The 24,780-nt window shown below is 42.7% G+C and carries 19 protein-coding genes and 1 riboswitch; of the genes, 7 read left to right on the top strand and 12 right to left on the bottom strand.

Features of this window, described 5'->3' with window-relative positions:
* Positions 1-46: 46 nt before the first annotated feature.
* On the bottom strand, positions 47-547 hold the full coding sequence (locus tag APA_RS22690; RefSeq protein ID WP_201324495.1) for a hypothetical protein: 501 nt from the start codon (positions 545-547) through the stop codon (positions 47-49).
* 170 nt (positions 548-717) lie between these two features.
* Positions 718-1,347 carry a DUF192 domain-containing protein gene (locus tag APA_RS22685; RefSeq protein ID WP_236579988.1) on the bottom strand — a complete coding sequence of 210 codons (630 nt, stop codon included), beginning with the start codon at positions 1,345-1,347 and terminating at the stop codon, positions 718-720.
* 3 nt (positions 1,348-1,350) lie between these two features.
* Between APA_RS22685 and APA_RS22680 the strand changes: the two genes are divergently transcribed.
* Both APA_RS22680 and APA_RS22675 read left to right on the top strand, forming a co-directional pair.
* Positions 1,351-3,570 (top strand): glycoside hydrolase, encoded by a 2,220-nt coding sequence (locus APA_RS22680; RefSeq protein ID WP_201324494.1) that lies wholly within the window; start codon positions 1,351-1,353, stop codon positions 3,568-3,570.
* Positions 3,571-3,594: 24 nt separating this feature from the next.
* The gene (locus tag APA_RS22675) at positions 3,595-4,152 is read left to right on the top strand and encodes a late competence development ComFB family protein (protein WP_201324493.1); all 558 of its coding nucleotides are present in this window, start codon (positions 3,595-3,597) and stop codon (positions 4,150-4,152) included.
* On the opposite strand, the gene APA_RS22670 is transcribed toward APA_RS22675, so the two are convergent.
* Positions 4,149-4,967 (bottom strand): peroxiredoxin-like family protein, encoded by an 819-nt coding sequence (locus tag APA_RS22670; RefSeq protein WP_201324492.1) that lies wholly within the window; start codon positions 4,965-4,967, stop codon positions 4,149-4,151. The two genes, APA_RS22675 and APA_RS22670, sit on opposite strands and share 4 nt — an antisense overlap.
* Positions 4,968-5,021: 54 nt before the next feature.
* Here APA_RS22670 and APA_RS22665 point away from each other — a divergent pair, with 54 nt between their 5' ends.
* Positions 5,022-5,489 (top strand): hypothetical protein, encoded by a 468-nt coding sequence (locus APA_RS22665; RefSeq protein WP_201324491.1) that lies wholly within the window; start codon positions 5,022-5,024, stop codon positions 5,487-5,489.
* A gap of 65 nt (positions 5,490-5,554) precedes the next feature.
* Here the strand turns inward: APA_RS22665 and APA_RS22660 are convergent, their stop codons facing one another.
* Both APA_RS22660 and APA_RS22655 read right to left on the bottom strand, forming a co-directional pair.
* Positions 5,555-7,663 carry a TIGR00300 family protein gene (locus tag APA_RS22660; RefSeq protein WP_201324538.1) on the bottom strand — a complete coding sequence of 703 codons (2,109 nt, stop codon included), beginning with the start codon at positions 7,661-7,663 and terminating at the stop codon, positions 5,555-5,557.
* Positions 7,664-7,963: 300 nt separating this feature from the next.
* Complete coding sequence (locus tag APA_RS22655; RefSeq protein WP_201324490.1) at positions 7,964-8,716, bottom strand: hypothetical protein; 753 nt, start codon at positions 8,714-8,716, stop codon at positions 7,964-7,966.
* A gap of 408 nt (positions 8,717-9,124) precedes the next feature.
* Between APA_RS22655 and APA_RS22650 the strand changes: the two genes are divergently transcribed.
* Positions 9,125-10,573 (top strand): uracil-xanthine permease family protein, encoded by a 1,449-nt coding sequence (locus APA_RS22650; protein ID WP_201324489.1) that lies wholly within the window; start codon positions 9,125-9,127, stop codon positions 10,571-10,573.
* Positions 10,574-10,836: 263 nt separating this feature from the next.
* Positions 10,837-10,933: riboswitch (cyclic di-GMP riboswitch) on the top strand.
* A 96-nt stretch (positions 10,934-11,029) separates the two neighbouring features.
* Here the strand turns inward: APA_RS22650 and moaA are convergent.
* On the bottom strand, positions 11,030-12,013 hold the full coding sequence (moaA, locus tag APA_RS22645; RefSeq protein ID WP_201324488.1) for a GTP 3',8-cyclase MoaA: 984 nt from the start codon (positions 12,011-12,013) through the stop codon (positions 11,030-11,032).
* 168 nt (positions 12,014-12,181) lie between these two features.
* On the opposite strand from moaA, the gene APA_RS22640 reads away from it, so the two are divergent.
* Entirely contained in the window at positions 12,182-13,102 is a 921-nt protein-coding gene (locus APA_RS22640; protein WP_201324487.1) for a branched-chain amino acid transaminase, read from the top strand.
* Positions 13,103-13,141: 39 nt separating this feature from the next.
* Here the strand turns inward: APA_RS22640 and APA_RS22635 are convergent, their stop codons facing one another.
* The 3 genes from APA_RS22635 to APA_RS22625 form a co-directional block, all read right to left on the bottom strand.
* The gene (locus tag APA_RS22635) at positions 13,142-14,230 is read right to left on the bottom strand and encodes an aromatic ring-hydroxylating dioxygenase subunit alpha (protein WP_201324486.1); all 1,089 of its coding nucleotides are present in this window, start codon (positions 14,228-14,230) and stop codon (positions 13,142-13,144) included.
* Between the two features lie 129 nt (positions 14,231-14,359).
* Positions 14,360-16,813 carry an ATP-dependent DNA helicase RecG gene (recG, locus tag APA_RS22630; RefSeq protein ID WP_201324485.1) on the bottom strand — a complete coding sequence of 818 codons (2,454 nt, stop codon included), beginning with the start codon at positions 16,811-16,813 and terminating at the stop codon, positions 14,360-14,362.
* 277 nt (positions 16,814-17,090) lie between these two features.
* Positions 17,091-19,121, bottom strand: a complete 2,031-nt coding sequence (locus APA_RS22625) for an AAA family ATPase (RefSeq protein WP_201324484.1) — start codon at positions 19,119-19,121, stop codon at positions 17,091-17,093.
* 150 nt (positions 19,122-19,271) lie between these two features.
* On the opposite strand from APA_RS22625, the gene APA_RS22620 reads away from it, so the two are divergent.
* Together APA_RS22620 and APA_RS22615 are read left to right on the top strand one after the other, a co-directional pair.
* Positions 19,272-19,505 carry a hypothetical protein gene (locus APA_RS22620; RefSeq protein ID WP_201324483.1) on the top strand — a complete coding sequence of 78 codons (234 nt, stop codon included), beginning with the start codon at positions 19,272-19,274 and terminating at the stop codon, positions 19,503-19,505.
* Positions 19,505-19,906: a type II toxin-antitoxin system VapC family toxin gene (locus tag APA_RS22615; RefSeq protein WP_201324482.1), complete on the top strand. Its 402-nt coding sequence runs from the start codon at positions 19,505-19,507 to the stop codon at positions 19,904-19,906. Before APA_RS22620 ends, APA_RS22615 begins: the two co-directional genes overlap by 1 nt.
* A gap of 37 nt (positions 19,907-19,943) precedes the next feature.
* On the opposite strand, the gene APA_RS25350 is transcribed toward APA_RS22615, so the two are convergent.
* The 3 genes from APA_RS25350 to APA_RS22600 all read right to left on the bottom strand — a co-directional run bounded on the left by APA_RS25350 (position 19,944) and on the right by APA_RS22600 (position 24,673).
* Positions 19,944-20,570, bottom strand: a complete 627-nt coding sequence (locus APA_RS25350) for a hypothetical protein (RefSeq protein ID WP_236579986.1) — start codon at positions 20,568-20,570, stop codon at positions 19,944-19,946.
* A gap of 1 nt (position 20,571) precedes the next feature.
* A complete protein-coding gene (locus tag APA_RS22605) occupies positions 20,572-21,864 on the bottom strand; it encodes an McrC family protein (protein ID WP_201324481.1) in 1,293 nt (430 codons plus the stop codon).
* A 259-nt stretch (positions 21,865-22,123) separates the two neighbouring features.
* Positions 22,124-24,673 (bottom strand): O-antigen ligase family protein, encoded by a 2,550-nt coding sequence (locus APA_RS22600; RefSeq protein WP_201324480.1) that lies wholly within the window; start codon positions 24,671-24,673, stop codon positions 22,124-22,126.
* Between the last annotated feature and the right edge of the window lie 107 nt (positions 24,674-24,780).

Below are 24,780 nucleotides of genomic sequence, written 5' to 3'. Positions count from 1 at the left end.
GGGTAGTTATGTCACATTTATGGAATTAAATTGAGGTCACAACCTCTTAATACCCTAGGCTTTCATTGTGCTTATTTTTAGGAAGTTCAGATACAGTAGATGGGACTTCACGCTTTGGGCGAAGGGGAGCTGCTTGCAAAAAAATTGATTTATCTGGACTCTCGCGAACCAAATCCCTCGGCTTCTTTTGAATTGATTGCAGCATCTCATTATCAAACGAGCCTGCAGCATTAGTTAATTGCCGCTCTTGACGCTTGAGTTGTTCGAGCTTTTTATATTGTTGATTCCATTGCTCTTGGGCATATACAGTCCAGCCGTAGATCGCGAATACTGAAACGGTGAGCAGGACGGTCGCAGCGATAGAAAGCTTTTGAGTGGTCATCAAGACCCGCAACCACAGAGGCAGAGGAAATGAGTTAGTACGAGGCAACCGCTTTACATTGCGATTTTTGATCGGTTGGGGACTTGCTTGCCGAAGTTTATTCTTGCGATCAAGAGGTTGAGAGGATCTCTGTGGTTCAGGAATTCTTGCTCTGCTAGCTGTCATTTTTTTTACTCTTCTTTCACTCAAGATTCACCACTGCTACTTGTAGCACTTTCAGGGAGAAATTACTAAGTAGTTTTGAACATTTTGAAACTTATTTACTTTTTGTGTTCAATATTGCTTTGCAATATCTTTGGATCGGTAAATAATTTCGGACTATAGAATTATAGTGGTCATTGATTTTTTGGCAACAAGAATTTAACAGAAATCCGATCGCCTTCCTTTAAGCCAATTTCTTGGGTTAGTCCCGCTCTCACTTCAAGCACATTATCTGCGACCACGCCTCCCTCAGGATAAACAGGACAGGGATCACTCTTGCAAGTCGTAGCATTGCGGGCGATCGCCTTCACTTCGCCGTCAAGCAAGAAAATAATATCAAGGGGTGAAGGTGTATTTTTCATCCAAAAGGCAACGGGACGCGCAGGTGTGAAGATAAATAACATGCCGAGATCGTCAGCCAATGGGGGACGAAACATTAGACCTTTCTCCTGTTCCTGAAAAGTATTGGCTACCTCAAGCTGGATTTCGCGACCTGAAATTGTTGCTGTGGCAGTAATTGGCAAATATTGAGCCAGTTCTGAGACTGGTTTGGGTTTAGTCTGGGGTGTAATAGGTTGCGGTGAGGATGTCGCGGGGATCGTTGGTGCAGTAGGAATCTTAGCTGAGTCGTTAGAGACAGGTGCACAGCCCATCAAACAAAGACTGAGGCTAACCGTACATAGCTTTATACAAAGTGTTTGGATCGAACTATGATTAGGTGTGTCACAATTTCTAAAAGTATCGCCAGTCATATTGCCAGTCATCCTATGTCATATCCTCTACATATCGCATTTATCTGGCACCAACATCAACCTCTCTACAAAAGCGCGATCGCAGGCAAGTATCATTTGCCTTGGGTGAGGCTGCATGGCGTAAAAGATTATTTGGATTTAGCGTTGATGTTGTCAAGATACCCCAAGCTACATCAAACGATCAATCTTGTCCCATCGCTGATCTTGCAATTGCAGGATTATGTTGAGGGAAATGCGTTTGATCCTTACTTGGCTTTGACTTTAACACCTGTCGATACGTTAACGCGATCGCAAAAACATTTCATTGTCGAACATTTCTTTGATGCCAATCATCAGACGATGATCGAGCCATATAATCGCTATGCCGATTTATTGGCGCAAAGACTATCCTGCGGGATCGAGTGGTGTGTCAACAATTGGCTAGCACCTGATTTTAGCGATTTACTTGCTTGGCATAACTTGGCATGGATTGATCCCATATTTCGGGAAGCCGATCCCGAAATTGCCGAATGGTACGATCGCGGAAAAGATTTTACTCTCGCCGATCGGCAAAGAATTTATAGCAAGCAGCGTGATATTATTTCTCAAATTTTGCCGCAGCATCGAAAAATGCAAAAAAATGGGCAGCTAGAAATTACCACCACGCCCTACACGCATCCGATCATGCCGCTTTTAGCCGATACACAAGCAGGTAGAATCGCTGTGCCACAGATGAATCTGCCCAATCATCGCTTTCGTCATGAGCCAGACATTACTCTGCATCTAGAAAAAGCCAAAGAAGTTTACCGCCAACACTTTAGCTGCGATCCCAGAGGTTTATGGCCCTCAGAGCAGTCCGTTAGCCCCTCTATCTTGCCGCATGTTTCCAAGCAGGGATTTTCTTGGTTATGTTCTGATGAAGGCGTATTAGGCTGGAGTCTAGGACATTATTTCCGTCGTGATGAGCGCGGGGCGATCGATGCACCACATTTGCTCTATCAACCCTATCGCCTCGAAACTATTCATGGGGACTTAGCAATTATTTTCCGCGATCGCTTACTCTCGGATCTGATCGGTTTTAGCTATGGTGCATTACTGCCTCAAGCGGCTAGCGATGATTTATGCGATCGTTTGATGACTATTCAAAAACAACAAAATGAATATCTAGCAGAGCATCCTGAAGGAAATCCTTGGCTAGTGACGATCGCCCTTGACGGTGAAAATTGCTGGGAATTTTATCCTCAAGATGGCAACCCATTCTTGCAAACGCTTTACGAAAATCTTTCCAACAATGAAAATCTAAAACTGGTTACGCCCTCTGAATATCTAGAGAAATTCCCACCCAACGAAAAAATTCCACCGCACCAGTTGCATAGTGGCTCATGGATTGACTCTAGCTTCACCACATGGATCGGTGATCCCGTTAAAAACCGTGCTTGGGAGCTACTTGCTGAAGCGCGTCAAGTCTTAGCTATGCACGCAGAAGCTACACCAGAAAATAATCCTGAAGCATGGGAAAGCCTGATGGCAGCCGAAGGCTCGGATTGGTTTTGGTGGTTTGGTGAAGGACATAGCTCTAATGACGACGCGATGTTTGATCGCCTATTTCGTGAGCATTTGCAGGTGATTTATCGCGCCCTCAATGAGCCAGTACCCCACGCCTTGCTATATCCCCTTGAACCTCACGATGTCTCTACTAGCGATCGCCCTACTAGTCTAATTGAGCCAATAATTAATGGCAGATTTGAAAATGATGATTGGCAAGGCGCTGGCAAAATCGAAATTAGTGGGGCAAGGGGTGCAATGCATCAAAATACACCTGTCAAGCGCCTATGGTATGGTTACGATCATTTTTATTGCTACTTGCGCCTAGAATTTAGTAATCTAGAGAGCATCGCCCAAAGTAAACTACATTTGTTGTGGTTTTATCCTAGTCGGATTCATCCCAACAGTCCTGTAAAGCTTCTTGATATGCCTGACGTATCGCCGCTAAATTATTTGTTTCGCCATCACCTAACAATTGATTTTGCCGATACTTCAGTCCAGCTTCAAGAATCTACAGAACAATTTCAGTGGGAAACTATTGCAACTCATACGAAAATAGGTTTTGCGCAATGTCTGGAAGTTGCTATACCTTGGAGCGATTTGGCAGTTAAGCCTCAGTCTGTAGCAAGACTGGTGATCCTGCTCAGCCAAAAAGAGCATTTCCAGATGTCTCTACCTGAGTATACGATTATTCCTATTGAAGTGCCTTAGTGTTGCGTTATTAAAGAGATAACAGTGGAAAAGATAGTAAAAACCAGCATTGAGTCTATTGTCGAACAGGCTTTACAAGATGGCTACCTAACTCCTGCTATGGAAGCCGAAGTGGGGCGGATATGTGATAGTGCCTTTGAGCTATCAGTTGAAGAGTACATGGCTCTTGATCGCCTGATGGGTGCTTTGCTTACGGGAGAAGTCGTTGCTGTTCCCCGCAAGCAATTTATCAATGTCATGGAGGAATTGGTATTGAGCGAAGCTGTGGCAAGAGTCGCTGAGATCGAAGCAAATAGTAATAAAGTTTTGGATTTGGGGGATATTGCTGCCTATGCACTTAACCGTTTGCCGCCGTTGTATGCCACCACTGAGCAAGGCGCAAATTACCAACGGGACAGAGCCCTTGCCGATCTACAGCATTTGATTGCGCAGCAGGTCAAGGAAGCAATAGATCGCAACCTAGATCGTCCTGAATTCTTCCCAGATCGCTCTAGTTTTGGCTCTGTAAACAAAGATTCCGTACTTTCGCAACTTAGTAACCTACTCCAAGCTTATGCCCCTGACTTTGAGGAAAAAGTTTAAGGACTGGTTACTTTTTGCGTAGATGATTGATCTTTAAATTGATCGGCAAATAAAAATGACAATGGATAACTGGGGCTAGCAGAAAATCCTAAAATTCCGCGATCGCGATGTTCGTAGGTTAATTTGTTCTCGGCATCAAGCAGAAAAGTGCCGCCGCGCTGCGTCATATACGATGCATCAGGAACATAGGCGTTCCAATTGCCTAAAACTTCTGCCATATTTCGTAGGCGCAAAGTTGCTAGTTCAAAAGGACGTTGAAATCCACTACCACCAGCCCATCTAAAGAAGGAACCTTTTAAGGCTGGTAACGGTGAAGCTTTGATAATTTCTTGATCACCAATTAGTTGTGGTGCATTGCGATCGCCTCGGTAGCCGCGAAATACTTCAGCTAATGTGCCTTGGCTGCCAATTCCTGCACACATCAACATCAGATTCACCCAAGCGCTCTGCCCAGATGAGAGTAAAGGAAATTTAGTAGTTAATCCTGAATAGAGATTTAATTGGCGATGTAATTCTCCCGTAGGATCGACAAACAACCAATTTTTATCGAAGCCTGTAAATTCACAAAAATATTCTCCCGACTGGCGATTGCCGATGCCAATAGCGCGAACGGCTATGCCTGCGGATTTAATGCGATCGATTTCTCTATGTATCCACCAAATATATTCAAGGCTATCAAAATCGCCTAACTGGGGTAGTACTAAAATTAGTTTGCGGTGAGCTGATTCACAACCTTCAAAAATTGAGGCGATCGCGCCATCGCTAACTCGTTGCCGTTGGGTTTGACTTAGAATTTCGTAGGTGTTTTGATGCATGGGGTTATATTTAGGATTGCGAAAGTACAAGCTCTTGATGTGATGGCAAAATTAATGAAATCTACCTTTCACCTTATAGCACTTCTGTTTTTGACATTAATGCCCAGCGCTGGATTTGCAGAGCCTGTCGTTATCAAAACAACACCCGCTAATACAAATTACTATCCTTGGATCGTACAGCTCTCCCAAAGTCCAATTGATTGGTTTGAGAGCGATGTCAATGCAAAGATTCAGGGTCGAGCCTACCGTGTTGTCATTCTCCTTGAAGATATATATAACAGCGTATTTATTGAGCAGGTAACCTTTGGTACAGAAGGTTGCTGCAAAAAAGTATCCAGCGTACGACGGTTTGATATAAAAACTTTCTCTGAAAAATTTGGTTTCATAGGAGAGATCTCAGGGTTTAGGTTTATTCGTTGGCTAAGCCCAACATCATTTATCTTCCTTTACAAAGATCTGCTTTTCGTAATGACTGCGATCAACGAACCCGAAGTCAAGGTCGAAGTATATTCTGGCGACTAATACCAATTTCAAAAAAATGAGTAGAGGGGCGAAGCCCCTCTACTCATTTTTTTTGGCTTTTTTTTCTAAACGCCAACAGCCACAGGACTATCCATCTTCTTCAACTGCTGAACTAGCAAGCTGAGGAATAAACCGACATCGGTGACCACACCAACAGACTCAACCGAACCGCGATCTGCAAGTTTGGTCACAACCGCAGGGTTGATATCTACACAAACCATCTTCACACCTGCGGGAGTCATATTCCCCACGCCGATGGAATGCAGCATCGATGACAGCATTAAAATCATATCCGCACCGCGAATTTGTTCGCTATACAAACGTTGAGCTTCGAGCAAATCCATCACTGTGTCAGGCAAGGGACCATCATCACGGATCGAGCCAGCTAGTACAAAGGGAACGTTATTAGTAACACACTCGTACATCACGCCAGTTTTCACAAAACCAGCTTCAACAGCCTTGTGAATGCTGCCATAGCGACGGACTGAGTTAATCACTTTTAGGTGATGGCGATGTCCGCCCTTGACGCTGACACCGCGCTTGAGATCAACACCGAGGGAAGTTCCCATCGAGGATTGCTCCATGTCGTGCACTGCGATCGCATTGCCACCAAGCATCGATTGGACATAACCTTCACGAATCAAGTAAGCAAGGTGAGGTGCACCGCCAGTATGGACAACTACGGGACCACAGGAGATGACTAATTTGCCACCGCGATCGCGAATTTGGCGGAGTTCCCACGCAATCTGTTCGACAACCAGTTCGACTCGACGTTCGCTCGATACACCAGCACCCATGAACGAGAATTCTTCTTTCTTGGCGGTATCTCTGGCTTCAGGTTTACGGACTGTCCGCACGCCATCATAACCAACTACAACTCGATCGCCGACTACGAGATCTCGCAAAAGCTTACATTTAGCAGAGCCATCAGCACTAATTGCGATCGCGGCATCCATACGTTGATTAGTACAACGAATCCATTCGCCATCAACACAGGCTTCAGTAGGATAAATCGTACTGACATAGAAGTCATCAGGAGCCACGCCATCTTGTAATACAGGCTCAAGATTTGCCGCGCATGTGTCACGATCTTGCAATACTGCACCGATTTCAATCAGTTCACCCATGATTGTTTCCATGAGGTCATGGGATGGTGCAGAGATGCGAATCCTTGCTAAGGATGTACTTTGTCTCTGTTCTCCGAGGCTGAACTCCAATACTTGAAAGCTACCGCCGTTATCAGTTACCAGATCGAGAGCCCGATTGATAATTCCTGAGTCCAGCAGATGTCCTCTTAATTCAACGATCCGCGCTTCAACGCCACTTTGCTCGATGGTAACTTGTTCATTGGTAACAGGAACTTCAATTGTCCGCAAAGTTAAGCATTTTGCGGCTCCACCTGCCTTGAGAAACTCTGTTAGAGGAGTTTCAATCACAGTAAACCCGCAATTGGTGATTTGTTGTTTTAAGCGATCGCTGATTTTGTTCATGACCACATTGCGATCCACGTTGACCGCATTACAAGCAAAGTTCACGGCATCCGCTTCTTCGATCGCAATCCGCTTATCGGCAGGAACCCGCATCTCGATCAAACGATTGGAATAGGAATCAAATGCGGGTGGATAGTAAAGTAAATAGCCACCTGTAAGAGGACAGAAGCAGGTATCAAGATGATAAAAGCGATTGTCGATTAAACGTAGCGAGAGAACCTCAACATCGAGCCATTTCGCCAAATAAGGATGGGCATCTAGCTCCGAGCGAAAACCATAGCCAGCCCATAGCCAACCACCATTACGATCAAATAAGGCATCGCCAGCACCTTCAAATGGTAAATCTTTAGGCAGTTCAAACACTGTAAAACCCTTGGACTCAAACCATGCTTTGAAATAGGGTTCTTCGCCTTGACGCTCTTTGTGTAAGAAGCGACTTAATACCGCTTTGTCACCTAATACTAATCCAGCGTTAGCGGTAAATACCATGTCTGGCCAGCCCTTAGCGGGTGTCACTAGCTCGACATTTACTAAGCCTTTGAGGACTTCATGCAGTTTTTGCCATTGCACTACAGCGCGATCGCGGCTAGATTTGTGAACGTTACCCTCCATCCAAGGATTGATCACATAGTCTACGTCGTAGTGATCGGGGGCACACATCAAATAATTCAGTTGGGCAGTCATAGATAGGAGTAAATAATTGGGAGAATTTGCCAAATTCGGCACATTGGGATTTGACATCATGGCTGATCTATCAAAAGCGCAAATATGTCAATTTATAAAATGTCAATCTTTAATCATACTCAATATACTTAGTTACAAGTGATCATAAAAGTTACCATCTCCTGATAATTGCCGCGTTTCTATAGTGATCGCCATAGAAAGTAGGGGCTAACCCCCAAGAAGAGAGTGGCGGCGCAAAGCGCCGCCACTCTCTTCTTGGGGGGTGATTTTTTCTAACTTAGGGCGATAGGCATAAAGTGCTTATTGCACACTAAACTTTTTTACTTTCTTTATCTTTTTTTCTTGAGCACCAATAATTGTTACGACGTTATAGAGATTCTGTTCATCATCTACTAGAGACTCTAAATCACTACTTAAAGCGATCGCCTTCGGTTTGCCTACATCCTCAAACATGGCACTACAATTCCAATTCGTCATCAACGCAAAATCATTGCTATCAATACCCTTAAGTAGGATTACTGACTGAGGAATTGGCTGATTTCGCAGAATATTGGGGATCATTTCCTCAACGAGATTTAAACTGTGCGATCTCGTATCAGGTTTTTGGGTTGTAAATCGAGTTAACTGTACAATTGCTTCCTTACCTCTAAGGGCTGGACTAGTACCAGCGATCGAGGTCTGAGCAGTGGCGACTTCAAACATTAAGGTCTGAGTGGGAGCAGGTGGCATAGCTAGCGTATCTGCGGCATTGACTTTGTTAGAGTCTGTAGCGATCGTCGAAATGTTAGCCTGATAGCTAGCTAGATCTTGCCATTGAGAGAGTGAGGCTACATGTTTACCATCTTGGCTTTGTAGGATTAAAAATCCCTTAAACCCAAGAGACTTCTTAATCAACTTGTTGCCAATTTTGAGAGACTTCACAATACCTTTTTGCGCCGAGTAGGAAGTTTCGTAGATAGCAATTACCTCAACAATGCCACTTGAATCATCAAACTTTAGCGAACTCATCACCTTTCCAGCTTGTGAAGGAATGGGAGATGTCACAAGAATCATGCAGATCAGCAGACAAGATAATATTACTGTCTTTAGAAATGACCTTAAATAACCAATATCTAGTTTAGGCATAAGAAACTAACGAGTCGAATCGAAGAAGTGAGATGCCTGTGCTGGCTTTTTACATAGCTTCATCTGGGTTTAGCCACTCATCGAACTTCCGTCTTTAATGATACAAAACATCCTTATATTTTCAGTATACAGTATACAGACATTGAAATCTCCGTTTTAATTAAGTAGCTAGGCACAATTAAATATATAACCCCAAAATCTGTACCGCCCGCGTAGCGGGCTGCACAGATTTTGGCTCTGGGTTTTAATTATGCTGAGTTACTTATTGCGGTTGTCACACAATCAAAATGTGAGCGGAGAAAAATATTAAATCGCCAAAACAGACGAGGATTTTTAATGGCGCATACTGAAGTGCAAGCACTAAATGATAGCGAAGTTTCTACTCCTCCTAGACTGCTGTACAACCTAAACGATAAACCACCAGTCAAAGATGCCTTATTTGCTGCATTTCAACATGTCTGTGCAATTTTTATCCCCGTTGTTACGCCTGGACTATTGATCACAGGAGCGTTAGGACTAGATCCAAATCAGTCATCTTATATTTTAGGGATGTCACTATTTGTGTCGGGACTTGGCACTTTTATTCAGGTACATCAATTAGGTCCAGTTGGTTCTGGACTCTTGGCAGTTCAAGGCACTAGTTTCGCTTTTGTAACGCCGATTCTGGCGGTTGTAACAACATCATTACAATCTGGCAAAACTCCTGAGCAGATACTTTCTTTGGTTATGGGATTGTGCTTCTTTGGCTCATTTATCCCCATTATCCTTAGTCGTTTTTTGCATCTAACTCGCAAGATTTTCACGCCTCTGGTAACTGGTACTGCTGTGACCTTAATCGGGCTATGTTTGATTAAGGTCGGGATGTTTTACATGGCAGGCGGTGGTAAAGCTAAGGCGATCGCAGTCAAGATGCCTGATAGTCCGCAATCATTCGGCAGCTTACAGAACTGGGCTTTAGCACTTACTGTTTTTACAATAGTCGGAGTTTGTAGCGCTAGTCCAAATCGCTATTTGCGGATGGGCTCCGTCATTATTGGTTTGTTTGTTGGCCTTATAACATCTCTCTGTATGGGTATTGCAGACTTCAGTATGATTTCAACACTACCAATCATTAATGTTCCAATCCCATTCCGCTTCGGTCTAGATTTTGACTTGGTAACCTTTATTGGTTTCGCAGTGATTTATATTGCACTAACATTGGAAGTATTGGGCGATATTACGGCAACCTCTATGGTTTCAGGTGAGCCAATTAGTGGTCATATCTATATGAAGCGCCTCAAGGGAGGCATTTTAGGTGATGGTATAAATTCATTGATGGCTTCTATTCTCGGCTCTTTTCCGATTGTGACTCCTGCTCAAAACAATGGCATTATTCAACTTACAGGTGTCGGCAGCAGGTATGTGGGGTACTACATTGCGGCGATTCTAACTTTTTTAGGTTTGTTCCCTGTCGTGGGTGGTGTGCTACTGGCTATCCCTACATCAGTATTTGGAGGAGCTATAATGCTCATGTTTGGCACTGTTGCAGTTGCTGGGTTAAATATTCTGCGAGAAGTTGAGATGGATAATCGCTCATTTGTAATTTTGGCTATATCACTTGCTGCTGGTTTGGGCGTAACATCTTTGCCAGAATCTCTTGAACATTTCCCTAGTGCCGTGAGAAGTGTCTTAGAGTCTGGTATTGCGACAGGTTCCATTTGCGCCTTAGTTCTAAATCTTGTGGTTCCTATTGCTCACAAAGAGCCAGAAATTTCAGAAGCGGAAATAGTTATGGAATCAGAATAGTGTCAACTTTGTGTAACACATACGCAAAGTGCTGTAGTTTTGTAAGCACTTCTCATGATCAAAATTGGTTTTGTTGAAAGTCTGCCTTCGGCAGACTTTCAACAAAACCAATTTTGGGGTTTGCGGCGCCGAAGGCACAGCAAACCCCAAAATTGGCTTCATAATGAGAATTGCTGTTTTTTTTTGAAATCTCTTGCAAATATATTTGAATTGATATATATTATGAGCAGACCCATCCTATTCCCCCCCGTGTGGGTCTGGTATCCCCGAAATGGCAATTACTTCCGAAAGGGGTAAGCGCAAATTAGTAGACCTAAAGCTATCCGCTACACATACGGTATGGTGGCTACTGATGCCGAAGGGATATTTTGTAATCCTAAAACTGAATAAATAAAAAAGGCTCGCAATGCGAGCCTTTTTTATTTTTAAAAAATCTCTCAATGCGAGATTTTTGGCTTATCCGCCAATTTGGGACATAGTGCGAAGATAGCTTTTTTGCTCACCAGTCCCCCGATCGCGTTCTTTAAAATTAATTTCATCCTTGAGATTCAGCAAATCACGCACCGCAATTCGCAACTCAGTAAAATCTTGCCCCTGACGTAATGCAGTTTTGAGGTCGATCTGTCCCGTCTCATTTAATAAACAAGGACGCAATAAGCCATCAGCCGAGAGGCGCATTCGGTTGCAGCGATCGCAAAAACATTCAGACATTTGACTAATAAAGCCCAAAGTCCCCTTCGCATTTGGAATTTGAAATACATCAGCTGGCCCATTGCCTTTGCAGTTGCCAGCATCTAAGCCATAGCGATCGCCTATTTGTTGGCGCAAGGTTGCCGAATCTACCCACCCTTTATGGGTAAAGAGGCTGTCATTACCGATCGGCATAAATTCTATAAAGCGAATATGCCAACGGCGATCGATACTTAGGGCTGCTAAATCTAATATTTCGCGATCGTTCACATCTGGGACAACTACCACATTTAGCTTGAGGGGATCAAAACCTACTTCGTGAGCTGCTAAAATTCCCGCCCATACCTTTTCCCAAAGATTGCGTCCTGTAATCTGCCGAAACACATCGCGATCAAGGGAATCAAGACTAATATTAATTCGACGTAAACCTGCTTCGTACAAAGGCTTAGCTAATTCGCCAAGCATAAAGCCATTAGTGGTCATCGACAAATCTTCGACACCCTGTAAATTTGCGATCGCCTCCACCAATCTCACCAGATCGCGCCTGAGTAAAGGTTCGCCGCCTGTCAATCGAAATTTCTTAAAGCCAAGGGGAATAAATACCTCTTTTAATAACGCGATTAACTCAGCATTGGTGAGGCTTTCCTGCGCTTGAATATAATCAACTTCTGCGCCTTCAGGCATACAGTAGGTGCAACGAAAATTGCAGCGATCGATCAAACTGATGCGAAGGTAGTCAACAGTATTCACAGATTTATGTCCTTATGGTGTGCATTGCAGCAATTAATTGTGGCGCTTTGCGCCACGATTAATTTATGAGTTTTCAGTCATGGCGTAGAAGTGCCGCCGCTAATTTTCTGGGTTTTAATTAGTCCTAGTTATATGATAGAAAAATAATTGAACAAGATGTGTTAAACCATGACCTTACAGTACGCCTATATACGCGGAACATTCGTCCCTCTCGAAGATGCCACAATCAGTATCCGCACCCATGCATTTCTATATGGTACGGCTGTTTTTGAAGGTATCAAGGCGTATTGGTTACCAGAAGAAAACCGTATGGCGGCTTTTCGTCTACAAGAGCATTACCAACGCCTGATCCAAAGTTGCCGCATTATTGGTTTACAACATCCCCTTGATGTTGAGACAATGATTCATCTCACCACGGAATTAATCCAGCGAAATCAATGTAACTCGGCTACATATATTCGTCCGATTATCTACAAAGCTGACCTTCGGATTGGACCAATTCTTAAAGTTCCTCATACCCATGATGATTTTTGCTTGTTCTCTGTGCCGATGGATGGCTACCTTGATACTAGCAATGGCATTAAAGTGGGAGTGTCTTCATGGCGACGTTTAGACGACAATGCTATCCCTGCTAGGGCAAAAGTGAATGGTGCTTATGTAAACACTGCTCTTGCCAAAACTGATGGTTATGCTTCTGGTTTTGATGATGTTGTTGTTTTGACTAATGAAGGTCATGTTGCTGAAGGAAGTGCGATGAATCTCTTTTTGGTAAGAGATGGAAAACTAATCACTAGCTCTATTACTGACAATATTCTCGAAGGCATCACTCGCAGTTCGGTCATGGAGTTAGCCGCAAAAGAGTTAGGGCTGGAGACTGTATCGCGCACAATCGATCGTACTGAGTTATATATTGCCGATGAAGCCTTTTTTGTTGGCACGGCAACTGAACTTGCGCCAATCACCAGTTTCGATCATCGTCCTGTCGGTGATGGAACTATTGGTGAGGTCACGAAGAAGCTTCGCGACCTATACAGCAAGGCTATTCAAGGGCTTTTACCTGACTATCATCACTGGCTAACCAAAGTCTAACCCAAAAGACGAGTGGCGGCGCGAAGCGCCGCCACTCGTTCAACTGCGCCAGCGTAAGATGCGTTCTTTGACAGGATTCTCAAAAGGACGATTTTCATTGTGGGCGCGGGTAAATTCAGCTTTGAGTTGATAGTACCAACGCGCTTGAGTGTCAGCATCCTTGATCAGCATCAAAGATGGATCGGATTTCAACCCAATTTGCTGCTTAACGACCATATCGCGATCTTGATTGAGAAAGGTGCGAACGAAGGGTAACAATATTGGTTTGAGCGCCTTTACCCAAGGGAGAGTGGTGTAAAAAAGAGTGGTTACTTCGGTTTGGTTTTCGGAAATTGGCGTAATCGTAGTCATATTACAAACGGTATGCTGCTTAGTTGTAATTCGCTCAATTCTGACTCCTGGTAAACGGAAAGAAATCTCAACTTCAGGGTTACCACCGATAAGATCGTAGAAAAAAGTCGATCGCAAAAGTTGATGTCGCCGCATTGTAAAGCCGTAGGGAGACGGATCGAAGGCTTTGATTTCTTCCGATAAGTTAGGATCGGCACGCCACCACCATGCTCTGTGCACAAAGGGAACATGGGCGGGATCCATTAAACCGACGACAGCATGATCGATATGACATGGGAAATTCATGATTTCGATCGCTTGAGACGTAGCAAATTTGTCAAACCCAATAATTTCTGGAATATCGAGTTCAGATGCTCTAATTTCGTCTTCGCTATTATTTGGGTTATTAACTGAGCCATTAATTGAGCTATTTACTGGCATATAAATCCAAATATTGCCTTGGACTTCTCGAACTGGATATGACTTCACCCGAAAAAGATCTAAGTTGAGAGTTTGGTCATCAGTGAGCGAGGGGATTTTGGTACATTGTCCGCCCTTGTCAAAGTGCCAGCCATGATAGCTACATTCGACCTCATGTCCATCAAAGCGTCCACAGCTTAATGGTATGGCTCGATGAGGGCAAATGTCTCGTAGTGCAAAGACTTCACCATCAAGAGTGCGTCCAAACAAGATTGGCTCATTGAGTATTGTTTTTGCAAGCACTTTTCCGCACTTGAGTTGCTCTCCTACGAGTGCGTAGTACCAAATATTATTGAGAAATACATTCTCGATACTCATCTAAAAGATTGCTATAAGTAGGTGGGCATTATTAAACTTACAATGATTTTAGCCACTATAAAGCTTAAATCGCAGCGCTTTAATAATGAACTTCTTGTAGCGCGGCGGAGCCGCGCTACAAGAAGTTCATTACGTGAAAATTGCACCGCCTTGCAAACGTTGATAATGAAGTTCAAATTCAGCTTTTAACTCAGGGAAATGTTCTAAGGTGGCATCTTTTTTGATAATCCGTTCGGCAGCTTCACGAGCAATTTGGAAGATCTCTTGACGTGCCGCCTCATCGGGCAAGCGATCCTCAATCGAAAATCCCGCATGACCTGATTGCTCTGTGCCTTCGTCTTTACCTTTACCGCGCATTTGAAAATCTCGTTCAGCGATAAAAAAGCCGTCCTGCGATTGTTCGAGAACTTGTAGACGCTCTTGAGAAGTTTGCGATTTAGAACTGCTTAATAATAGACAATAGGACTGCGCTGCACCACGTCCAACTCTGCCGCGTAATTGGTGAAGCTGGGCAAGCCCAAAGCGATCGGCATGTTCGATCAGCATTACCGATGCATTCGGAATATCCACACCCACTTCGATTACAGTTGTCGCCACAAGGATTTGCGTCTCGCCTCTACGGAAAGTATTAATCGCTTCATCTTTTTCAGCGGAAGACATTTGACCGTGAAGTAAACCAATTTGGAAGTTAGGGAACACGACATTTTGCAAATGCTCGCGTTCTTGGGTTGCTGCCTTAATATCTTCCATTTTCTCGGACTCTTCCACCAAAGGAAAGACAATATAAGCCTGACGATCTTGGGCAATTTCGCGGCGAATTAAATCGAAAGCATTTTTACGCTGAGAAGGTTTCAGTAAAACAGTTTGAATTGGTTTGCGTCCTGGGGGAAGTTCATCGATGATGCTAACTTCGATTTCGGAATTAGTTAGATAGAGAGTACGTGGAATTGGTGTAGCGGTCATGATCAGCACATGTGGATCATTCCCTTTTTGCAAAAGTCGCGATCGCTGATCTCTGCCAAAACGATGTTGCTCATCGATGACGGCTAGTCCTAGCCGCGCAAAGTTGACACCATCTTGAATTAAGGCGTGAGTGCCAATTACCAAAGGCAATTCGCCTGTTTCCAATTGCCGCAAAGTTTCGCGCCGTTTTGCCGTTTTCGTGGAACCAGTTAAAATTTCTACGGGCAAATTTAGCTGCATAAACCACTCGACAATTTTGCGATAATGCTGCTCCGTAAGAACTTCGGTCGGAGCCATTAGCGCGGTTTGATAACCTGCCTCGATCGCAGTTAAAAGTGCATACACTGCCACAATGGTTTTACCTGAGCCGACATCGCCTTGCACGAGTCGATTCATCGGCGTTTGCCCTTGAAGATCGGCACGTATTTCCGCGACAACTCGCTTTTGGGCATTAGTTAATTCAAAGGGAAGTAGTTTTTCTAATTGGGCGATCGCTTGACTTTGGGGAACAAAAAGAATTGCTTTTTTTTGATGACGGCGATATAGAGAAACAAGGCGACGATAGAAATATTTATCGAAGGTTAGCCGAATTACGGCTTGCTCTAGAGTTTCGCTGGTGTCTGGATAATGCACTTGCGCGATCGCATCAGGTAATCGCATCATTTTATAATCATTCAAAAAGCGATCGGGCATCGGATCGTGGATTTGAGTAACTGCGGGCAAACATTGGGCGACAAGGCGACGAATTGCTTCGGGGGTAATTCCTTCTGTAAGTGGATAAACAGGTACGACCCGTCCGACGGTTTTGGACTGGATCGTATCTTGAGTATGCTCAAGTACTTCCACCTCATAATTCTCTAGGGTCAAACCATATTTGCTTTGTTTCACTACTCCCGAAGCCGCCACTGTACAGCCCTGTGGATAAAGCTTTTTCTGCGATTCTTGCCAACCGCGATTGGCGTAGCGTTTGCCAGTCCAGAAGCGACTAAGTTTAATCTGCCCTGTATAGTCGCGCAGAATAATTTCGACAATCGTGAGGTTAGTATTTTTGGGGCTAGTAAAGCAGCCAAATCTTTTGATCGTGCCGATGACTGTGACCGTATCGCCATCTTTAAGATCGCGGATGGGGATCTGCCTCGCATAGTCGATATGATCGCGAGGATAGTAATTAAGCACGTCACGCACTGTATGCAAATCGAGCAGCTTAAATTTGGTTGCCATAAATGAACCAACGCCTTCTACGCTTTTTAATTCCGTATCGGGTGTTATTTTCTTGGTGGCTTTGGGTTCAGTCGCTGCGATCGCTTCCGTCTTAGGTTTCTTTGTTTTTGGAGCGGCGCTAGTTTCTGCGATTTCACGACGACGGACTTCGTAGAGTAGGCGACGGGTCTCAGCGACTAAATGCTGTCTTCTCGCTAGAGCCAAATCACTATATTGAGCATATTGATTGGCAAGGGTGTTGGCTTGAAGGCGATCGCTCATTTCCCAGTCTTCTGGGATCTCTTGCAAGCTCACATTCAAAAAATCTGCAAACAAAAATTGCTTTCCCTGTAAATTGGAAAAGCCTTTCTCTGCCTCGATACTCAAGGCTTGTTGTAATCGGTTTATATCAAGCGGCACAAGTTAGATGTCAAGCAATGGTTTTATGCTGATTGTCGTTAAGAACCCATTTAATAATCGAAGTTTTTGCCCCCCTAGCCCCCCAATTCTGGGGGGAACCATATTTAAGTCCCCCAGAATTGGGGGATTTAGGGGGCTAGACACCTAGAGCTTTAAACGAGATTTTGACGTGTCTTGTAATTCTTAAATGGGTTCTAATCCCTATATTGCCATATATCGTCCTTTTCAGTCCTATAGGCGATCGCGATCGCAATCTGCCATAAACCGCGATCGCCTATCAAGCAATTTTCAACAGTGCATTTTTAAAATCATCTCCTTGCAAGTCTGCAATTTCATATTGAGTTTCTATTCCCCGAAAGTCTCTTAGTGTATCGGGAATATCGCTAATATCTATCGGCTGCATAAATTCGTTACCAATTACAGCGTTTAGTCTTTTGCTGTCGTGATAGAAGTATTCTTGCAGTAGGGGAATGATGCGATGATACCAAGTGAAGCGGAGGTCTTCAATGTTTTCAATATTCAAGAAATAGCTATGCCCGATTTGGTAATCGCGTCCAATGAGGAGGGTGATGCGTTTGTTGAGTTGGGTGAGTAGGCGATCGCAATGTATGCCATCAATAACGATCTCTTTGAGCAGTTCGGGATCGGGTTTGAGTTCAATAAATGTGAATCTGCGGCGGAGGGCGATGTCTAGCAGTGCGATCGAGCGATCGCTTGTATTCATTGTTCCTAAGATATAAAGATTTTTCGGTACGCCAAATTCTTCTTGGGAGTAAGGCAAGGTAACTTTTAATTCGTTACGCTCTCCAATCCTTTTGTCATCTTCAATCAGTGTAATCAATTCACCAAAAACTTTAGCAATATTTGCTCTGTTGATTTCATCAATAATAATCAAATATTTGTTGTCTGGATCTAATTCTGCCTGTCTACAAATTTGTTTAAATACCCCATCAACTACTTTATAACTAACTTCATTTAATTCATTAGTTAAGGGTTTAATTCCTTCTACAAATTCTTCATAAGCAAAGGATTGGTGAAAGGTAACAAATCTTAAATATTTTGATATGTCTGCAACAATTTCTGTAGATTCCTTGAGGCTTTGGAGTTGTTCAGATAAATTTTCTTCAACATACTCTCTACCCAAATCAGTTAAAAACCAATCTCCATCTTTTGTCTTCTCAAATAAATATGGAAGCTGCCTTTTTGAAATTCCATATTTTACTGTCTCAACAGAAACATCTGTATGTATTTGCAGCATTGCATGAATCATATTACTCAATTTCTGAGTCTTAGTTGTCTTCCAAAAAGTATCGATCAAATTATCCTTGACTAGTTCAGTAACTTTGAATAATTTACCTTTTTTATAATTGACATACATTGCAAATGCGATCGCTTCATGCCATGTCAAACCTTTTACTGAATCTTGTCTTCGTTGTTCGGGAGTTATGGGAGATTGTAATTGCTTTGACAAAAACAATTTCGCAAATTGGCTAACTGTATAGGTTTTACCTGTACCTGGCGATCCATAAAGAATCACATTTTTAGTCGTTTGAGAAATTTTGAGCAAGTTCTGAATTGTTTTCAAATTTAATAAGTTCACTGTTTTAGATTCTAATTCTATATCAACGTCAGAAATCTCTTGTTCTCCTTGTGGCGATAAGTGATACAAAAAATACATCATTTGCACTGTATCAAAATCATGAAATTCTTTCTGGCTTCTTAAAAACTCTAAAAGCTGACTATTCTTTGCGTGTAGACCATCTTTAGGTATTTGATTAAAATATTTTAGAAAATTATCTAAATGGGTTGGATTAGAAACAGGCAAAAAATCATCTGGGAAATATAAAGAAAGAGGTTTAGCCCGAACTGAGTTTCTGTTCTTTCCTAATCCTTTATCTCCAATTTTATCCAAATCATCGAATTGTTTTAATTCAGCCGCACTAATGAGATCTATTAATCCATCTTTGATTTTTTGAAAAGCTGACTCTTCATTGTCAGCTTGAAGTACCTGATTCCATTCCCATTTTTTATATTTAGCACTCCAAGCAATACCAAACTTGGCTGAACTACCACCGCTAATACTTCCCAACCTCCTTGTTCTAAACTCAATCCAATGACAAAAAGTACTATCAGTTTTTGGATCATGCTTTCCCGCAGCATATTGATCGAGAGTCATTTCCGACAATTTTTCTATAGGAAAACTTTTGACAAAATCTTCTCTTAATTTTTTTAAGTCATCAGGCATCACTTTAGGGTTTTTCTTCAACCATTCCTGAAGCACAACCCGCCAATCTTGACTAGAACTCATAAATTTTAATGATATACAAAAGTATCCCCAAACGCTTTACTAGCTTATCATGCTCTTTAGAATCTCACCTCTATACGATGACAACTCATATCGATCTTGTTAGAGTAAAATCAAAGCATACAAATCAGAGCTTACAAAAAGTCTAAATTTATGACTCAAGTTGTCACCCTAGAGCAAGTCTTAGAACTAGCCAAGCAACTTTCACTTGTGGATAAAATTAACTTAATCGAAAAAGTAACCCCCGAAATTAAGCGTGAACTGAATATAAAACCTAAGCCTCGTAGATCTTTGCGTGGTTTGTGGCGTGGCGCTAACATTAGCGATGAAGACATTGCCAATGTCAGAAAAGAAATGTCGGCAAACTTTCCCCGTAAGAGTATTTGATGAGCAATGCAGTAACTGATACCCATGCCTTAATTTGGTATTTAGAAGACAACCCAAAATTGAGTACTGTGGCTAGCGAAGTTTTTGAACAGTGCGATCGCGGCGAGATTGTGATTTACATTCCAACAATTTGTCTAGTTGAAATTGTCTATCTGCAAGAAAAAGCACGTATTTCTGGCGACTTCAAAAAACAATTAGATGAGGTTCTAGCAGTCGGCGATACTGGATTAGTTCTATTTGATTTAACATCTGAAGTAGTTGATGCTTTAGCGAAAATCCCCAAACAGGCAGTTCCTGATTTGCCTGATAGAGTCATAGCTGCTACAGCTTCCCATCTTGGTTTACCCCTCATTAGCCGAGATCATCGAATGCCTCTTGTTGGTATTCCATTAATTTGGTGATGACTATTTTTATAAATATTTTGCCTGAGAACCTTCATCAAGCAGCAACTTTAGACTCAAAGGAAACTCCTTTCTCTACTAAATGGTAGTACTCCTCATCGGCTTCTAATTTCAACAAGTCCTGATGACTTTCACAATAGCGAATAATCTCATTAATTGCATCTAAAGGCAAATCCCAATTTTCAGCAGCCTCTTCAACTGACATTTCATTAGCTATCATGTCTTGCCAAACGGTCGAAGCAAGCAGTTTTTGACCCTTAACATATAACTGTTTTCGCCAAGGATGATTCCGTTTTGCTAAATATTGCCAGTCATCAACCTCGACTTGATTTTGTGCTAGCTGCAAAATAGCCGCCACCCTCTCAGCATCTTCATTTTCTACACGAGAGACAAAATCCAATAACTCTTGATGCTCCGCTTCCGTAATATCACCACTTTCATTTTGTTCACGCAAATAATCAAGCCTAGCTTGGTCATCTGGCAAAAGTCGCCGACCCATAACTTGTAATAACAACTCTTCAGAATTGGATGATATTAAGGGTTGAGATTGCCTAGTTTGCCTAAGTAAATTATTTAATAAGTCAATCACCTCACTAAGCGACTCATCAGGTAATTGCTCAACTAACTGAATAACTCTTTGGCGATCGCCTTTTGATATTGCCATTTCACACTCCTTGGCTATCCGCAAAAAGCCGTTTTAATCTTTCAATTAGCTTATCACGCTCCTCCTGCTTGCTCAAATCACCACAAAGATCGATCGTAGCTGCCGTAATCTTGCCGCCCTCGATCGCAAACTCAGCTTCCAGTTCCGACATCCCTACAACTTGTGGATAAATCAGCAACACATGCGGACAACCGTAGCGTTGAGCATAGGCATACATTTGATAAAAATCTGCCTGTGAAACACCCAACTTGCGATCGCCTTCCTTTAGCCGCTTATATTTCGTATCGATAATCAAAGGGAATCTGACCTTTTGACGCATCACCAAATCTGGCTTCAGTTGAAATACTGGCAGTTGATTACTTGTCTTAGCCAAATAGCGCACCGCACCCATTGACTGTGACAGCAATTCACAATCCTGTAACTCTGTGGGCAAAATTTCACGACGATGGCGATCGATAAAGCTGATCACAAACTCCTCAAATAGCTTATTCATATCCAAAGCAAAAGCAAAAGTATGGAAATTGCCACTGGATAACTGGATGCTTTCATTCTCTAAAAATAAACGTGCTAGATTTAAAAGTGTTTCATAGCGTTGGTTTAAGCGCGTAATCGGGATTAGCCGCAAATCCTCAATATTTACCTTTGACAACAAAGTCACCTCTTCCATCCATTGCTGCAACTCATGCAACATCTGCCGATTATGGAAATTGCGGGTTAACTGATATAGCCGCTCTACCACATAACGCAAGACTCGATTGAGTTGATTGTCCGCCGTAAATTCATCAAATGTGACCGAGAATAAATGCTTGCGTTCAGGACGGCGCAACTGTTCGGTTAAGTTCCATTTCCCCTTTAATACAGGCAAAGTATCGCTCACTGATTGATAATTCCGAAAAGCCCCTCTTTGCCACTCCTCCAAAAGATTAATCGCGAATAATCTTGTCAAAACCTCAAACCAATCTAGATCTTGTTGTGATAGAGAAGCCAATGAATATTGCTTGACACTTAACTGGTTGGTATATTCCAGCATATACAGCAAATTTTGCACAGCTTCCTGATTTTGCTCTTCAGGATTGGTTGATCGATACATTTTTGGCAAAACTTGTACTGTGCGATCGCCTAAACGAAACACGCCCACATATTGCCTCGCTTTTAGCTCACGTTTGCCATTGTGGATAACAGTTTCCAGTGGGCAATCTCCGATTACTGTCTCTAAATAGGCGATCGCCTCTTGATCTTGATCTGTCCAATCAAAGCCACAGCTTAACTCATATTCAAACAATGCTAATTTCACAAATTTTCTGACTGAGTGTTTCTGTAATACAGCCTAATATTAAATAGTTGAAATATCTGTAAACCATCTAAAAACTTTGCGATCTATCATTTCCCTATATTGCCATATATCTTACTTTGCAATCCTATGAGCGATCGAGATCGCAATCTGACATAACCAGCGATCGTCAATCAATCAATTTTCAACAGTGCATTTTTAAAATCTTCGTCTTGTAATTCTATTTCGCATCAAATCTGATGAGATTGCTTTTCCTAATGAGTCAAGAAAATAAATCTTTGAGAAAGAGAGATATCTCTGCCCGATCGCTAACATTAAAAAAATCAAGAGGAACTACTCCATCTAAGTGCCGACTGACTACACTAAAGCCCAGTCTAGCTCTGCGATAGTTAATCACTAAAGGACTATTGGCTGGCAAAGGTAAACGCAACCAACTATCAAAATTAGGAGCTTGCGCCATGCGATCGCTCATCGCTTTGATGATTGCTGCTGAACGCTCATCGGGTAAACTACTCGTAGCAAATACATAGGCGCGTTCCAGTAACTTGTCCCGCAAATTAGGATTTAGCCATGCCGAAATCACCATTTCTAGAGGGGTTTGGGGATTTTGCTTGACTGATTGCAAGGTCTTAGCATCATTGGCGATCGCATTAGCGAGTAAAACTGCCGTGGGATAGCCTGTTTGCTTGAGTTCATTCACTGCATTAGGATTACCATTCCACCATCTTAAGGCAGCAAGAGTTATCGCTTTACTAGGATTATTACGATAGCTACTTTCCAGATTAGCTAATACTTGTGGGTAAAGACTCTGAAAAGGGGTATCTTTCCAAATTGGACTAGCCATGAAAATAGGATCGTTAATTACTTCCGTAGTCATAGCAGTGACAGCTTCATTGGTCTTACCTTGACGTAATAAACTCAATCCCAATCCGAAGGAGAGCGATCGCTTATTGGGAACTAGTTCTAAACCACGGCGAAAATAAGCCTCTGCTTCTTGAGCAGAACTGGGCGAGGAGCCTCGGAGACTTAACCATGCGGCGGCGTTGTATCCTGCTTCGTTATTGGGATTAGTAGCGATCGCTGTTTTAATCCATGTCAAACCATCTTTTTGCCATGCTTGCGACTGCGGCAAACTCGGATAGTTAATCGCGAGATCTGCTAGATTCCAGCCAAATTGATAGGGATAGTAAGGTTCCCAAGGTGCAAATTGATGAGCAAATTTGAGCCGATCTTGGAACTTATCGATCGCTGCGATCGCTTCAGGTAAGGCTTCCTGTTTTAATGTCGCCAAATCTTCTCTTGCTCTTGACAAATAGATAAAGCCCACACTTGAAGCCTGCCAAGCCATATTTACAGGAACAAGCCATGCGATCGCGGCTACTAAATAAACGGTGGCAATTGTTGCTAACCATAGGCGTGGCTGTTTTTGATAACCGAGGCTAATCAATTCGCCCGTATGCCTTTGTCCTAAATAAGCCAGACAAGCAAATACAATCACCAAGCTGCCACTAATCGCAGGAACATCAAGCTGATAGTCAGTAATCGCTAACATGCCATAACCAATCAAACTGCCAAACAATCCATAGGCGATCGCCTGTTCCTGTGGATTAGCTTGCCAAGTTTGAGATTTATGTAATTTGATAAATAGGGCAACGATCGCCACTAATAAAAACACAAAGGTAATTACTGCGCCGATCCCCAGTTCTGCCCAAAGATGAACGGGCGTACTATGTAACTGAAATAAAAGCTCGGCTTCACGTCCAGCCCATTGCGGACGATATTGTTGATAGAGCATAATCGCGGAGCCTGCTCCTGCCCCAAATAGCCAATGATCTAAGCCAATCCTCCAGCCCACATCCGCCGCGATCGCCCTAAATAGCAATTCGCCCGATCCTTGAGTAGGATTTGCAGAACTAGTAATTAATCCTGAAATTAGCGATCGCAAGCGATTATTAGTAGAAATTAAAAATGCTAATAAGGCGATCGTGCCACCGCTACCGAAAACAACTAACCAGCGATTCCCCCTGCCACGCAATAAAGCCACAATAATTCCATACAAAACGATTGCCCCCAGTCCCAAAAAACCGCCCCGCGAACTGGTAGTGTACAAATCGATTAAGCCTAAACCGATCGCCGTTAGCCATAGAGATCTCCACATTCCCTTTTGGGCGATCGCCAAGCTTGCAAAAAGCGGTAAAACCAACATCAGAAATCCCGCCACATAATTTTGATGTCCCATCGGCGCCCAATTGCGAGATTGCAAATCCGAAAAATCGTAACTAAGATTTAACCCCCATTGATTCAGCTTGGCAAAATTATTTAATTGTGGCAGCCATGTTTGAGCAATCCACAAAAATAAGCTTAAAAGAATCACCAAAAATCCTAACAAGCCTTGAAAGCGCAAAATTGGTAAAATTTTTGACTCAAGACTTTTCCCCTCCTGTGAGGAGCCTTGATAGATTTCAGGTGATTCTCTATGCAAGAAATTATTAGTTACATACAACGAAATGAAATAGCCAAAAGCAGTCAGGCTATACCACATACCCTGATTGGGGAACCGTGAAAACATTGTCGATAGACCCAGTGTTACCAAACCAGCACCGATCGCCCAGTCAAAGCCACTACCTAATAAATAAAATGGTTTCTCGCGCCGCCATAGATTTAGCAACCCCGCGATCGCAAAGCATAGCAATCCCACTTGCCATAGTAAAACCCAAGGGAAAGCCACCATCTGCGTACTACTATCGGGCAATAAGGTAAATAAAATATAGGCGGCGATGCCTAACTGGACGATTAACCGACCTGTACTCATAAAATTTGGTAGACCAATTTCGCAAAATAATCAGTGACTGATAGACTTAAATTATGTCAGCAATTCATAAGTACATCGTCACAATTAAAACCAAAACCCAAAGAAGC

It is taken from the genome of Pseudanabaena sp. lw0831, assembly GCF_016584665.1.
Taxonomy (GTDB): domain Bacteria; phylum Cyanobacteriota; class Cyanobacteriia; order Pseudanabaenales; family Pseudanabaenaceae; genus Pseudanabaena.
This window is presented reverse-complemented; position numbering and strand designations above follow the sequence as displayed.

What these genes read in the sequence shown, in the direction of transcription:
- APA_RS22690 (WP_201324495.1), bottom strand. Translation starts at nt 547, where the DNA reads ATGACAGCTAGCAGAGCAAGAATTCCTGAACCACAGAGATCCTCTCAA.
- APA_RS22685 (WP_236579988.1), bottom strand. Translation starts at nt 1,347, where the DNA reads ATGACTGGCAATATGACTGGCGATACTTTTAGAAATTGTGACACACCT.
- APA_RS22680 (WP_201324494.1), top strand. Translation starts at nt 1,351, where the DNA reads ATGTCATATCCTCTACATATCGCATTTATCTGGCACCAACATCAACCT.
- APA_RS22670 (WP_201324492.1), bottom strand. Translation starts at nt 4,967, where the DNA reads ATGCATCAAAACACCTACGAAATTCTAAGTCAAACCCAACGGCAACGA.
- APA_RS22665 (WP_201324491.1), top strand. Translation starts at nt 5,022, where the DNA reads ATGAAATCTACCTTTCACCTTATAGCACTTCTGTTTTTGACATTAATG.
- APA_RS22660 (WP_201324538.1), bottom strand. Translation starts at nt 7,663, where the DNA reads ATGACTGCCCAACTGAATTATTTGATGTGTGCCCCCGATCACTACGAC.
- APA_RS22655 (WP_201324490.1), bottom strand. Translation starts at nt 8,716, where the DNA reads ATGATTCTTGTGACATCTCCCATTCCTTCACAAGCTGGAAAGGTGATG.
- APA_RS22650 (WP_201324489.1), top strand. Translation starts at nt 9,125, where the DNA reads ATGGCGCATACTGAAGTGCAAGCACTAAATGATAGCGAAGTTTCTACT.
- APA_RS22640 (WP_201324487.1), top strand. Translation starts at nt 12,182, where the DNA reads ATGACCTTACAGTACGCCTATATACGCGGAACATTCGTCCCTCTCGAA.
- APA_RS22635 (WP_201324486.1), bottom strand. Translation starts at nt 14,230, where the DNA reads ATGAGTATCGAGAATGTATTTCTCAATAATATTTGGTACTACGCACTC.
- APA_RS22625 (WP_201324484.1), bottom strand. Translation starts at nt 19,121, where the DNA reads ATGAGTTCTAGTCAAGATTGGCGGGTTGTGCTTCAGGAATGGTTGAAG.
- APA_RS22620 (WP_201324483.1), top strand. Translation starts at nt 19,272, where the DNA reads ATGACTCAAGTTGTCACCCTAGAGCAAGTCTTAGAACTAGCCAAGCAA.
- APA_RS22615 (WP_201324482.1), top strand. Translation starts at nt 19,505, where the DNA reads ATGAGCAATGCAGTAACTGATACCCATGCCTTAATTTGGTATTTAGAA.
- APA_RS25350 (WP_236579986.1), bottom strand. Translation starts at nt 20,570, where the DNA reads ATGGCAATATCAAAAGGCGATCGCCAAAGAGTTATTCAGTTAGTTGAG.
- APA_RS22600 (WP_201324480.1), bottom strand. Translation starts at nt 24,673, where the DNA reads ATGAGTACAGGTCGGTTAATCGTCCAGTTAGGCATCGCCGCCTATATT.